The organism is Oceanobacillus sp. FSL H7-0719 (genome assembly GCF_045040795.1).
In the GTDB taxonomy this organism is placed as follows: Bacteria; Bacillota; Bacilli; order Bacillales; family Amphibacillaceae; genus Oceanobacillus.
Genome location: NZ_CP150301.1, coordinates 405,062 through 418,248, shown reverse-complemented (window position 1 = coordinate 418,248; position 13,187 = coordinate 405,062). Strand labels below are relative to the sequence as shown.

Genomic DNA, 13,187 nt, shown 5'->3' with positions numbered 1-13,187 from the left:
TCCTTTATTTTATTTAAATTCAAGAACGGTTACTCCGCTTCCGCCTTCACCACTCGAACCCATTCTGGCTGATGCAATAGCTGGATGTGATTTTACAAAGTCCTGTACTCCACTCCGTAATGCCCCCGTTCCTTTTCCATGAATAATAGAAACCTTCGAATAACCTGCAAGAAGTGCGTCATCAATGTATTTTTCTAATTTATGGAGCGCATCTTCAAAACGTTCTCCTCTTAAATCCAGTTCTGTGCGAACATGATAATTCGAACCCTTTATAGTTGCGACGGTTTTTTCTGGAGTCAGTTTTGGTTTACCGATATATTGCAGATCTTGTCTTTTTGCCTTTACCTTCATGATGCCAACTTGAATTAAATAATTGTTTTCATTAACTTTCTCAAGTACGACACCCTGCTGATTAACAGTAAGCAGTTTAATTTCATCACCTGGAGAAAGCACATGCTCCTCGGCTGTTTTGCTTTTTTCTTTTTCTTTTGTACCCTTTTTCAATAATTTGGGTTGTGCTTCATCAAGCATCTTTCTTGCTTCAATCCACTCATGCTCTTTTAATCCTGCATTTGTTTTCATTTTGCGAATTTCATCAACAATAATTTCTGCTTCTTCTCTAGCCTTTCTTAACGCTTTTTCAGCCTTCTCTTCAGCCTTTTTATACAGCTTTTCTTTCTGCTGTTCAAGAGCAAGCCATTCTTTCTCAATATCTGTGCGAAGCTTTTCACTCTCAACAAGCAGTTTATGCGCCTCTTCATATTCTCTCTCTGCATCAAGCTGTGACTTTTCGAGTGACGCAATCATATTTTCAACATTTTTTGAATCTACTCCAATTAAGCCTTTGGCCCGATCGATAACCATCGTATTTAAGCCAAGGCGCTGTGAAATTTCAAACGCATTACTGCGGCCTGGAACACCTATTAAAAGACGATAAGTTGGCTGTAAAGATTCGACATCGAATTCCACCGAAGCGTTCACAACATTTTTTCGATTATAGCCATAGGCTTTTAATTCAGGATAATGTGTCGTTGCAATAACTCTTGCATTTCGAGATATTACTTCATCAAGAATTGCCATCGCTAAAGCTGCTCCTTCTCCAGGGTCTGTACCAGAACCTAATTCGTCAAAAAGAACAAGCGATTCCTCATCAACCCGTTCAATTATCCCAACGATATTTTTCATATGGGAAGAAAAAGTACTCAAGTTTTGTTCAATTGATTGTTCATCTCCAATATCTGCAAAAACCTCTTTAAAAACTGCTAACTCGCATTCATCAAATGCAGGAATTTGCAAGCCTGACTGTGCCATAATTGTACAAAGCCCAATCATTTTCAATGTCACGGTTTTACCACCAGTATTCGGCCCAGTTATAACAATTGAAGTATAATTTTCACCAATCTCTATATCGTTTGGCACTACTTCATCCGTTGCGATTAATGGATGTCTCGCTTGTTTCATTTTGATAATACCTTGATCATTCATAACTGGTTTTGCAGCCTTCATCTCTCTGCTTAATTTTGCTCGCGCGGAAATAAAGTCAATCTTAGCAAGAACTTCAAGATTAATTAAAAGTGTATCTGCTTCCCCTGCAACAGACGCCGATAGCTCAGCTAAGATTCTCTCTATTTCCTGTTTTTCTTTTAATAAAGCTTCATGTAACTGATTATTCAAATCAACAACAGCTTTTGGTTCCATAAACAATGTTTGACCTGAAGACGATTGGTCATGCACTATTCCACCAATTTGCGAACGGTATTCTTGTTTTACAGGTAAAACATAGCGATCGTTTCTAATTGTAACAATCGCATCAGACAGCATATTGCTGTGCGATCTTGTATAGTTTTCTAACTTTTCCCTTACTCTTGCCTCGTAGGTGCGTATCGATGAACGAATACCTCGCAATTTGGCTGATGCATTATCCAAAATCTCTCCATGATCGTCAATACAAGTTTTAATTTCCAGCTCAAGTTCTTTTAAGGGAGTGACCAGTTGCGTTAAACCTTGTAAAATCGGAAAATCTTCTTCCAGTGCCTCAATGAAGTTCTTAGCTTGTCTTCCGCCATATATTGTATTGGCAACATCTAAACACTCCAAGGCAGATAATCCTCCACCAATGCTGCTCCGCTTTAAACTTGGTCGGATATCACGAATTCCTCCTAAAGGAATCACTTTATTTAATCTTAAGATTTGTACTGCCTCATCTGTTTCATCCTGTAAAGCGTTAACTTCCGAAAGTTCAATTGCAGGCTTCAGCTTTTCAGTTAAACCTTTTCCTAATGAGGTTTCAGCATGCTTTGTTAACTGTTCAATAATTTTATTGAATTCCAGTACCTTTAGTACTCGTTGATTCATATAGATACACCTCTATTTATTACGATTAAAAAACTCTGTCAGTTTGTCTTTGGTCCATGTGTTTATTACTGTATCTTTTTTAATCCAGCCTTTTTTAGCAATACTTACACCATATTTCATATGCTCAAGCATTTGATAATTATGGGCATCTGTGTTGATTGCGATATTCACTCCTGCTTCTTGGGCATATTTCAACCATTTAGCAGACAAATCCAGACGATTTGGATTTGCATTAAGCTCTAATGCTGTGTTTGTTTCCTTTGCTTTTTCAATTAATTTTTCTATATTTACTCTATAGCCTTCTCTGCGACCTATCAACCTTCCAGTCGGATGGGCAATTAAGGAGATATATGGATTTTCTAATGCATGATACAATCTTGTCATGATTTTTTCTTCACTTTGATTGAAGCTTGAGTGGATTGCACCAATTACAAAGTCCATTTCTTTTAAAAATGCTTCAGAAAAATCTAATGTTGCATCAGGCAGTATATCCATCTCTACTCCTGCAAATATATGAATGTCTCTGTATTTTTCATTTAAGGCAGCAATCTTTTCCCGCTGTTTACGAAGACGTGTTTCATCTAATCCATTTGCTACACGCAAAAACTTTGAGTGGTCTGTGATAGCGATAAATGCATAACCTTTTTCACGGGCTTTATTTACCATCTCTTCTAAGTTTTGCGCCCCATCGCTCCAAGTCGTATGCATATGCAAATCACCGCGGATATCTGCAAGGCTGATAAATTCCTGTACTTTTTCACCGCTAAATAACTCAATTTCTCCGTTAGACTCACGCATCGCTGGAGGAATAAATTGTAAGTCAAAATGCTGGAAGAATTCCTTTTCGTTTTGGAAGGTAAGAATTTCCCCTGTTTCTGTATTTTCTATTCCATATTCACTGATTTTTTCTCCGCGGGATTTAGCCAGCTGACGCATCGCAACATTATGATCCTTAGATCCAGTAAAATGATGTAATGTAGTTGTAAATTCCTCATCTTTTACGATACGGAAATCTACATTAATATCATATACTTCCTCAATTGTAACTGAAACCTTTGTATCCCCTTTGGCAATTACCTCTTTAATACCTGGCATTTTTAATAACTCTTCTCTTACCTTTGCAGGTTCCACTGAAGAAATAATGAAGTCAAGATCCTTGATTGTTTCACGCATGCGGCGCAGACTCCCCGCTCTTGAAAAGCGGGTTATACTTTCTATTGAGCTTAAGTATGTTTCAATCCTCTCTGCAATAGGAAGCATAATTGCCACTGCTATACGTTCGGGACGCTTCCCCGCTTCTTCTAAGGCAGATAAAATATTTTCAACCGTTTTTTTGCCAAAACCAGCCAGCTTTTCCAGCTCACCATTCTCACAAACAAGCTGTAGACTTACAGCATCAATTACATTTAATTCTTTGTAGATTTTGGACAGTTTTTTTCCGCCTAAACCAGGCAATTCCAACAGCGGAATAAGCCCCTGTGGTATTTCCTGCTGCAATGTTTCAAGTTCTGTTGATTTTCCTTCTTGTATATATTCTGCAATTACAGCCCCAGTTCCTTTGCCAATACCTTTTATTTTTGTGAAGTCATCAATTTCTTCTAATGAACGATTATCCGTTTCAAGAGCCTGTGCTGCTTTTCTGTAAGCAGATATTTTAAACGGATTTTCACCTTTTAATTCTAAGTAAACAGCAATTTTTTCAAGTAATTTTATAATATCTTTTTTATTAATTTGCATAATGATATTCACCTGTTTCTAATATACTATAATTTAATAAAGGCTAAACATGAAAAAAAGACCCTTCCTGTTCAGCTATATACATTCTACATGGAATGCAGATGCATTACTAATACGACGAATTGGTCTTCTCCTGTATCTAAGCTCCAGCCTGTCTTAAAGGTTCGAAACATATGTTTGAATTAAATCAAATACTTTCCCAGAGAAATATGGAGTTTTCTCTAGCATCAGCATTGCAATGAATGAATTATTTAATGCTGTCTGAATACCTTCAACCGGTGTCAGGGCAAGTACAAACAGAATAATGAATGCAATTAGATAAACCTCCACGAGCCCTAAAACAGCACCTGACAACTTATTCACTATATTAATCAATGGAATCGAAGCAACAAAATCAAGCATATTTGCAATGATTTGCAGAATGATTTTTACTGCAAAAAATATGATTGCAAATGAAACAATACTATAAAATGCCATTTCTAATGGCAAGGCATTCAGAAAATCAGCCCATGCATTATTTTTAATTTCCTGATATGGCAGCCATAATTCCAACATACCAGCTAAGTCATCATAATAAATAGCTGCTACCACAAATGCAGTAATAAATCCGACTAAATGTAAAAGCTGTAAAATAAAACCGCGTGCCAGCCCAATAAATAAACCAAATAATAATAAAACAATTAAAATGATATCAAGCATAGATTATTTTTCCTCTTTCCTGTGGATTGAACCCAGCAGTGTTGCATAGTCCTCTTTAAGTTTTAAATAATCATTCATCGTGTTAACTGCTGTAAGAACCGCAAGCTTTGATGAATCCAGATGTTTATTATGGCGATGGATTTCATTCATTTTTTGATCAACAAGACTTGCTACCAGTTCTACATGGCTTTTTGATTCGGCTCCAACAATCGTATACGTTTTATTGTAAATTTCCACAGTTATTTTATTTTTTTTCTGTTCTGTCATGGTGATCCCCCCGCCAAAAATACTACCATTTATAATAACATTATTTTCTTATAAATTGTAGTATTAATTAAAAGCGGGACATTTAAGGTCTCCCAAAAATATCCCGCTTTTGCTTTTATGATCTTATATATCCACTAAATTTTTCTGCGACTGCTTTTACGATTTTCTCGTAGGATGTCTCAACTTCATCATCCTTTAGTGTTTTCTCAGGGTCCTGATAGAGCAGGTGATATGCAATTGATTTCTTTCCCTCTTCTAAATGTTCTCCTTGATACACATCAAAAATATCTACTTGCTTCACTAATGGTGCGCCAATTTCTTTAATGAGATCTTGAACATCACCTGCCAGAACTTCTTGATCCAGGATAAATGCAATATCACGAGAAACTGCTGGATATTTCGGAATTTCTGTGAAACTCGGTACATTTTCATATGCATCAAGTACAGCATCAAAATGAATGTCAAATACGTATGTTTCCTTAAGGTCTGCTTCTTTTGCAAGCAATGGATGAAGCTGTCCAACAAAACCAATTGTACGGCCCTCGAGTTTAATGACAGCAGTTCTGCCAGGATGCATATCCTTTATTTTCGCTTGCTCGAATGTAACAGGAAGCTTTAACAGGTTAAAGAGCCCTTCGATAATTCCTTTGACAACGTAAAAGTCAACTGGTCTCACTTCTCCTTGCCATGCATTATCTATCCAATTTCCTGTAACAGCACCAGCTGCACGCAAAATTTCATTAGGTTGTTTTGTGATTTGTTCTTCTTGAGAAACAAAGATTGAACCTATTTCATAATAAGCTACATCACTTTGGTTTCTAGCTAGGTTATAGGTTAAGGAACGAATTAGGTCTGGTAATAAGCTTAAACGCAAGTATTTATGTTCCTCACTCATCGGCTTCGCTAAGGCTACTGGGATTGGAGATTGAGTTTGAATCTCCGGACTAATTAGTTTTTCAATATCTTTTTTATTTGTCAGGGAGTATGTTCTGTTCTCCATTAGACCAACGCCTTGGAAATAAGAATTTATCTCTCTTCTCAGACGCTGTTTTTCACTCAGTTCTCCAACCTGGCCATCTCCTTCAGGTAAGGTAAATGGCAGACGATCATACCCATAGATTCGGACGATTTCTTCTAAAATATCTTCAAAAATAGTAATATCCTGTCTTCTTGTTGGAATCGTAACGATAAAATCTGCATCATTTTGCTCAAATGGGAACTGCAATCGTTGTAAAATAGATGCAATTTCATCCTTGCTAATCTCTGAACCGAGTCGCTGATTCACTATGTTAGCATTAACCTCAACCGTTCTTTCCGAATAATCAAGGTCATCATATTCACTAAGGCCTTGCAGAGCAGTACCTCCCGCATATTTCTCCAGTAGATGGCAGGCTCTAAAACCAGCCTTTTTAACACGCTTCGGATCCACACCTTTTTCAAATCGAGTACTTGACTCACTGCGCAATCCTGTTTCTTTCACTGTTTTTCTTACTGAAAGGGAATCAAAGAAGGCTGCTTCAAGCAAAATTGTTTTCGTTTCAGCTGTAACTTCTGAATCAGCACCACCCATAACTCCTGCAAGTGCGGCAGGTTCCGTGCCATTCGTAATAACCAGATTCTCAGCTGTAAGCTTCCGTGTTTGGTTGTCCAGCGTTACAATTTCTTCACCTTCTCTTGCACGGCGAACGAGCACTCTATCTGAATTAAATCGATCAAAATCAAAAGCATGCAACGGTTGGCCATATTCCAATAATACATAATTCGTAATATCTACAACATTATTAATTGGACGGATGCCGGCAGCTAATAAATAATTTTGCATCCAGATTGGAGATGGCTTAATAACAACGTCTTTAATAATGAATGCTCCATAATAAGGATTTAAATCTTTTGCTTCTACTTCAACTGACACCATATCTGCAGCTTGTTCAGCTGATTTACTCTCTATTTGTTCATTCGGTAAGATAACAGGTTTCTCAAGGATTGCTCCTACCTCATAAGCAATGCCTAACATACTTAAAGCATCTGCACGATTTGCTAAAACATCAAGTTCAAGCACAGCATCACTTAAGTTTAATAGTTTGTCTGCAGTTTCCCCTACTGCTGCATCCGTAGGCAACACATAAATGCCATCTGTGAATTCTGAAGGGATAAACTTCTCTTTGACTCCCAGTTCTTGCAGAGAGCAAATCATTCCATTCGATTCAATTCCACGAAGCTTTACTTTTTTAATTTTAAAATTCCCCGGTAAAACAGCGCCAGGTTTTGCAACCACAACTTTTTGACCTTCAGCGACGTTTGGAGCACCACAAATAATTTGCAATTGCTCTGTGCCCACATCAACCTGACAAAGATTAAGCTTATCTGCATCAGGATGCTTTTCACAAGAAACAACATGACCAACTACAACGTCAGTTGATTTCTCAGAAACAATGTATTCCACACCTTCTACTTCAATCCCAGACTTCGTTATTTTTTCTGCCAGTGCTTCAGGAGAGATTCCTCCTAAATCAACGTAATTATTCAGCCAATTATATGATACGTACAATGCGTCTTCCTCCTTATGCTTGATGATACTGTTTTAAGAATCTGATATCGTTTGTATAAAAACTGCGAATGTCGCTGACGCCATATTTAAGCATGGCGATTCGCTCTGGACCCATACCGAATGCGAAGCCGGAATATACTTTCGGATCATAGCCACCCATTTCCAATACTTTCGGATGGACCATTCCACCCCCAAGAATTTCAATCCAGCCAGTATGTTTACATACACTGCAGCCTTCTCCATTACAAACCTTACAAGAAATATCCATCTCAACAGACGGTTCTGTAAATGGGAAAAAGCTTGGACGCATACGAATATTGCGGTCCTCACCAAACATTTTCTTGGCAAAAGCGTTTAAGGTTCCCTTTAAGTCACTCATGCGCACTTTTTTATCAATAAATAGTCCTTCAATTTGTGTAAATTGATGGGAATGTGTCGCATCATCACTGTCACGGCGATAGACTTTACCCGGGCAAATCATCTTAAACGGCTTTTCACCTTTGTATTCCTTCATTGTTCTTGCTTGTACTGGGGATGTATGCGTACGTAGCAGCAACTCGTTCGTGATATAGAATGAATCCTGCATATCGCGGGCAGGGTGATCCTTTGGCAGATTTAATGCTTCAAAATTAAAATAATCAGTTTCCACCTCAGGACCTTCCTTCACTTCATAGCCCATACCAATAAATAAATCTTCAATCTCTTCAACAATACTTGTTAGAAGATGCGGTCCGCCAGCTTGAACTTTACGGCCTGGTAAGGTTACATCGATCGCTTCAGCTTCCAATTGTTTATTCAATGCAATTTCTTCAAGTTTTTGTGACTTCTCTTCTATTGCATCTGTAATTGTATTGCGCACCTTATTAGCAACTTCGCCAATTACTGGACGTTCTTCAGGCGACAGCTTGCCCATCCCTTTTAGTACACCTGTAATTGATCCCTTTTTCCCTAAATAAGCAACACGGATATCCTGAAGTTCTTTTAACTCTTCAGCAGCATTAATTTGTGCAAGTGCATCCTGCTGCAATTTCTCTAATTGCTCTTTCATGTATATTTCCTCCTTTTTTACACATAAAAAAGCCTCATCCTTAAAAGGGACGAGGCTATTATTTCGCGGTACCACCCTTGTTGACAGCAAAAATAAACTGTCCAACTTTACTTTGATAACGGATGTTCATCCGGGTTCACCTTTACTTGTAGTTCACAAGGTCCAAGTGCCAGCTCCAGAGTGAAATAGTAATATCTCATGCAATAGAAATGCTTCCAGTCAAGGCATTTCCTCCCTTTATTGCAGCAATGCATATTACCAGGCTCTTTCAATGCTTATTTTAATTTAATTCATTGAGTATAATTATTCTATTTATATTTATTATAAATAAATTAGCCTATACTTGCAACTTTAACTTTTTAAATGATACATCAAAACAGCCGCAGCAGTTCCGACATTCAGTGACTCTGCCTTCCCATAAATCGGAATAACTACACGCTTATCGGCCATTTCAATCAATTCTTTATCAACACCCGCTCCTTCATTCCCCAGAATAATTGCTGTTTTTTCTGGGACTGTCACCTTATTATATGGCACCGCCCCATCTAATGAAGTAGCCCAGATTTCAAAACCATTTTCCCTAATTTCTGCAATCTCCTCGATTAAATCTGCTTCGTAAATGGGAATATGGAAAAGTGATCCCTGCGTTGCCCGGATAACTTTATCATTATATAAGTCAACAGTTCCTCTCCCTAAGACAACTGCATCCATACCAGCTGCATCTGCAGTGCGTATAATTGTTCCTAAATTCCCGGGATCCTGCACTGCATCGATTAAAATCATATTTTTTGCTTCGTTATTGTCAACTTGTTTCATTGCAACAACTGCTGCGATTCCCTGTGGTGTCAATGTCTGTGTTATTTGCTGAAAAACCTGCTCTGTAACAAGTTCAACTGGATAAGTTTTACTCCAATCAGGCAGTTCCACAGACTCCTCGACAATAATCTCAACAATCTCCTCGTTGCTTTTCCAAGCTTCCTCAATCAAATGGAAACCTTCTATTAAGAAAGCATTTGCATCTTTACGTCCTTTACGCTTATGGAGTTTGCGCCAGGATTTCACTTTTTCATTTTTCGCTGATGTAATCAAAGTATTCATCCTCTGCTTTTTTTCTCTCTCATATCATACATATTTTTCTATGCTTTGGTCAAACTAACTTCAACTACTTATAATTAGGAGGAATGAATAATGGATTTAAACTTACGTAAAGCGATTCTAAGTAATATATCGAATAATGATAAATCACAGTTAGAAGCCACAATCATTGATGCAATCCAAAATGGTGAGGAAAAAATGCTCCCAGGTCTTGGTGTACTCTTTGAATTAATTTGGAAGCAATCAGATGAAGGAAAAAAGCAAGAAATGGTAGACAGTCTTGCTGCTGGAGTCAAAATGGCTTAAGAATAATAGAACACTCATTTGACAGCTGTGTTAAATACAGATGATTTGAATCTTACTTTTCACATGGTAAACTAGAAATATCACAATAAAGAAAGAGGTCATTCCATGTATAGAAAAGTAGATGATTTCATTAAAGATTGGGAAAAAGCACGCGCAGGAACAATAAAGGCACTTGAGGCAATGACAGATGAAAAGCTTGGACAGGCTATTGTGGAAGGCCATAATACATTAGGCTGGCTCGGCTGGCACATTACAAGCGCCCAACAGTACTTTGCAGGTTTGCTCGGTTTAACAGTAACTGTGCCCGGCGATATACGCACTGTTCCCAGAGATGCAAATCTGATTGTTGATAGCTACAAGGCAATCAGTAAAGAACTGACCGACAAAGTAAAAGATTCATTTACTGACGACAGCTTAATTGAGAATGTCGATCAACACGGCACGCCCACTCCTAGAGGTGAAATTTTACGCATGCTGATTGACCATCAAACGCATCATCGCGGTCAAATCACTGTCTTGCTGCGCCAAGCTGGATTGAAGGTGCCTGGGGTAATGGGCCCAACGAGAGAAGAAAAATAACAATAGCTGCAAAAGCAATGAGTGTGACATTCTTTATAAAAATGCTTTACGGATAATCTTCTCCGTAAGGCTTTTTTATTGCTGAAAATAAGATGGCACCACCGATATAACCAAAACTGATCCACATTAAGTTCAATTCGTACATGAATTGAGTTACTTAATCATTAAATTTTATTACTTTTTAAATATATTTAGGAACAAATGTTCCGTTTGTGTTATAATAGTCTACAATGGACTAGCTTCCTCTGAAGGACAGGCACCCTTTCCCTTTTAATATCTGCTAGGAAAGGAGGTTTTTCCTGTGAGTATAAGCGACGCATTAACATTAATGATTTCTTTTGCTGCATTAATTGCCTTTATCATGGCAGACAAAAAAGAAAAATAACCCCTTATGTGCTTCTCCGTTGCTAATAAGGGATTATTCTTAAGTTATGCCTCCCCTATCCTTCGACAAAGGGCCGGTCCATTATTGCCGCTCTATACTCGCAATATAGAGTGGCTTTATCCTAATTTAATTTCTATGTTAATTATACCATATATCTCAAAAAGACACATTATATTTCCCCTCATTCATCAATTAGGCCGGCTTTGAGAAAAAAACAACTTAGAAAGATATGTTATCCACTGAATATTAATTTTTACTGCAATAATGTTTTTTAACAGTGCATTGAAAAAGCTGACCAGACATATTATGAGTTAGTGAGTACTCTCGAGATTACCGGAAGCATAATTTATTCGTATACATAAGTCCAGCATGGAGTAATTAGTTGATTGCCCAGGCTGCAGTTTCCTCTGACAACCACTGAAATCTGCGAAAATAGTAAAACAATAATTTTGAAACCAATTGACGAGTACAAACGTAAGTGATATAAACAATTTAGACACTTAGTCCTTTTTAAGAAAAAAGAGAAAGCTAAAAATATAGTAGTGTCTATGGGAAGGAGAAAAATGTAATGAATGATTCAAATCAAACAGAAAAAAAGAGGTCTCCCAAAGGACTCATAGCAATTATAGTTGCAATTGCAGTTCTCATTGGCGGAGCAGCCATTGTCATGTCAATGGTATCTTCAAATCCAAAGGTGGCTTACTTCAAAGCTGAAAAGGATTCCTATGATTTTATTGTAGAACAGCTGGAGAAAAAGTATGCGCCAGAAATTGAATGGGTTGATAAGACAAAAGAAACTGCAACTGAATCTAAAATTGATATTTCCGCGAATTATAATGTACCAGCACAAGATCCAATGATGATGGATCCCGCGCAAATTATTAACAACTCCACTTTAACAGTTTTAACTCAAACTGACATGGAGAACAAAGAGATTTCAGCTGGATTGTCAGCAAATGTAGCCGGATTATCTGTTGAGGGCTTCAACCTATTCTTAACAGCAGATGATTTACTTTTGCAAACACCATTCATCAATGAAGTATTGCAAGTCAAAGACGAAGATCTGGGTTCATTATTACACGAATTAGATCCTTATACATTTGATACTGAAGAATCAATAGACTTCGCACAACTATTTGAAAGCCAAGGAGAATTCCTTACTGAAGAGGATATAGATTACCTAAAGAAAGAATATCTAGACCTTCTTTATGATGAAATTTCAGAGGAATCCTTCACAAGTACAGATGAAAAAATTGATGTGAACGGTGATTCGATTAAAGCGGAAAAAATTGAGATGGCATTATCAGAAAAAGAGGTAAAAGAGCTTCTTACACTTACATTTGATAAAATGAAAAATGATGAGCGTATGAAAGAAATTATTAAAAACCAGTTAACATATGGACAAATTGGCGGCAGCTTGGTCGAAACAGAAATTGATGAAGCACTTGCAGAATATGAAAATAGTCTGGAGCAAGCAAAACAAGAAATTGACAATCTGCACATTCCTAATGGGATAAACTCTACAATTTGGGTAAATGATGGACTTATTGTTCAGCGTGACCTTTCAATCGAAATTGGACCTAATGAAGAGGATTTAGTTACACTTTCTGTAACAGGCAGCCAGCTCCTCACAGCTGCTTCTCAATGGTTTGATTATAACTTTGGATTTGCTGATAACTTTGATGAAGGAAGTTTCCAATTAGCGGGAGAATTGACTTGGAAAGATAGTAAGGCAAATGATACAGTTACACTTACTGCAGCAGATGCAGTAATCACGTACGAAGGTAATGAAACACTTAAAGACGGCAGCCGTGATTTTGAACGTGCTCTGCTCTTCAATGATGGGATAAACAATGCCGAGGTACAATGGAATGGTGTTGCCAACTACGATAAAGACCAAATGGATTCTGAGCATACTTTTAAAGTAGGTACTGCTGATCTTCCAATGGACACAGTTGGATTACATTTAAATATTGAAGGAAAAGTTATTGATGGTGTAGAAATACCTGAAAATGAAAACTTCAGAGACCTTGGAACAATGTCTGCTGAAGAACTAAATAATTACTTCGGAACAGAATTTTACCCAGCTTTAGAAGAATGGATGTACGGTCTAATGATGGGCGGAGCTTCAGGTTTCTAACATTAACATTAGATAAAGAAATGGAGTG

General features: G+C 37.5%; 10 protein-coding genes. 3 read left to right on the top strand and 7 right to left on the bottom strand.

Annotation, left to right across the window (positions count from 1 at the left end):
* Window positions 1-9: 9 nt before the first annotated feature.
* The 7 genes from NST93_RS02035 to NST93_RS02005 all read right to left on the bottom strand — a co-directional run bounded on the left by NST93_RS02035 (window position 10) and on the right by NST93_RS02005 (window position 9,743).
* Window positions 10-2,355, bottom strand: coding sequence for an endonuclease MutS2 (locus NST93_RS02035; protein WP_405100704.1), 2,346 nt, complete (start codon window positions 2,353-2,355; stop codon window positions 10-12).
* 12 nt (window positions 2,356-2,367) lie between these two features.
* Window positions 2,368-4,092, bottom strand: coding sequence for a DNA polymerase/3'-5' exonuclease PolX (gene polX / locus NST93_RS02030; RefSeq protein WP_405100702.1), 1,725 nt, complete (start codon window positions 4,090-4,092; stop codon window positions 2,368-2,370).
* 156 nt (window positions 4,093-4,248) lie between these two features.
* Window positions 4,249-4,791: a CvpA family protein gene (locus tag NST93_RS02025; RefSeq protein WP_405100700.1), complete on the bottom strand. Its 543-nt coding sequence runs from the start codon at window positions 4,789-4,791 to the stop codon at window positions 4,249-4,251.
* A gap of 3 nt (window positions 4,792-4,794) precedes the next feature.
* Window positions 4,795-5,058, bottom strand: a complete 264-nt coding sequence (gene zapA, locus NST93_RS02020) for a cell division protein ZapA (protein ID WP_405100699.1) — start codon at window positions 5,056-5,058, stop codon at window positions 4,795-4,797.
* 115 nt (window positions 5,059-5,173) lie between these two features.
* On the bottom strand, window positions 5,174-7,606 hold the full coding sequence (pheT, locus tag NST93_RS02015; protein WP_405100698.1) for a phenylalanine--tRNA ligase subunit beta: 2,433 nt from the start codon (window positions 7,604-7,606) through the stop codon (window positions 5,174-5,176).
* Window positions 7,607-7,619: 13 nt separating this feature from the next.
* Window positions 7,620-8,654 (bottom strand): phenylalanine--tRNA ligase subunit alpha, encoded by a 1,035-nt coding sequence (pheS, locus tag NST93_RS02010; protein WP_405100697.1) that lies wholly within the window; start codon window positions 8,652-8,654, stop codon window positions 7,620-7,622.
* 351 nt (window positions 8,655-9,005) lie between these two features.
* A complete protein-coding gene (locus NST93_RS02005) occupies window positions 9,006-9,743 on the bottom strand; it encodes a TrmH family RNA methyltransferase (protein WP_405100696.1) in 738 nt (245 codons plus the stop codon).
* A 99-nt stretch (window positions 9,744-9,842) separates the two neighbouring features.
* On the opposite strand from NST93_RS02005, the gene sspI reads away from it, so the two are divergent.
* From sspI to NST93_RS01990, 3 genes are all read left to right on the top strand, one after another.
* On the top strand, window positions 9,843-10,055 hold the full coding sequence (gene sspI, locus NST93_RS02000) for a small acid-soluble spore protein SspI (protein ID WP_405100695.1): 213 nt from the start codon (window positions 9,843-9,845) through the stop codon (window positions 10,053-10,055).
* Window positions 10,056-10,160: 105 nt separating this feature from the next.
* Complete coding sequence (locus NST93_RS01995; RefSeq protein WP_405100694.1) at window positions 10,161-10,634, top strand: DinB family protein; 474 nt, start codon at window positions 10,161-10,163, stop codon at window positions 10,632-10,634.
* Window positions 10,635-11,587: 953 nt separating this feature from the next.
* Window positions 11,588-13,159, top strand: coding sequence for a hypothetical protein (locus NST93_RS01990; RefSeq protein ID WP_405100692.1), 1,572 nt, complete (start codon window positions 11,588-11,590; stop codon window positions 13,157-13,159).
* Window positions 13,160-13,187 lie beyond the last annotated feature (28 nt).

Bases quoted from the DNA above. Each gene is read 5' to 3' on its own strand.
- NST93_RS01990 (WP_405100692.1), top strand. From the start codon at position 11,588: ATGAATGATTCAAATCAAACAGAAAAAAAGAGGTCTCCCAAAGGACTC.
- pheS (WP_405100697.1), bottom strand. From the start codon at position 8,654: ATGAAAGAGCAATTAGAGAAATTGCAGCAGGATGCACTTGCACAAATT.
- sspI (WP_405100695.1), top strand. From the start codon at position 9,843: ATGGATTTAAACTTACGTAAAGCGATTCTAAGTAATATATCGAATAAT.
- zapA (WP_405100699.1), bottom strand. From the start codon at position 5,058: ATGACAGAACAGAAAAAAAATAAAATAACTGTGGAAATTTACAATAAA.
- NST93_RS01995 (WP_405100694.1), top strand. From the start codon at position 10,161: ATGTATAGAAAAGTAGATGATTTCATTAAAGATTGGGAAAAAGCACGC.
- NST93_RS02025 (WP_405100700.1), bottom strand. From the start codon at position 4,791: ATGCTTGATATCATTTTAATTGTTTTATTATTATTTGGTTTATTTATT.
- polX (WP_405100702.1), bottom strand. From the start codon at position 4,092: ATGCAAATTAATAAAAAAGATATTATAAAATTACTTGAAAAAATTGCT.
- NST93_RS02035 (WP_405100704.1), bottom strand. From the start codon at position 2,355: ATGAATCAACGAGTACTAAAGGTACTGGAATTCAATAAAATTATTGAA.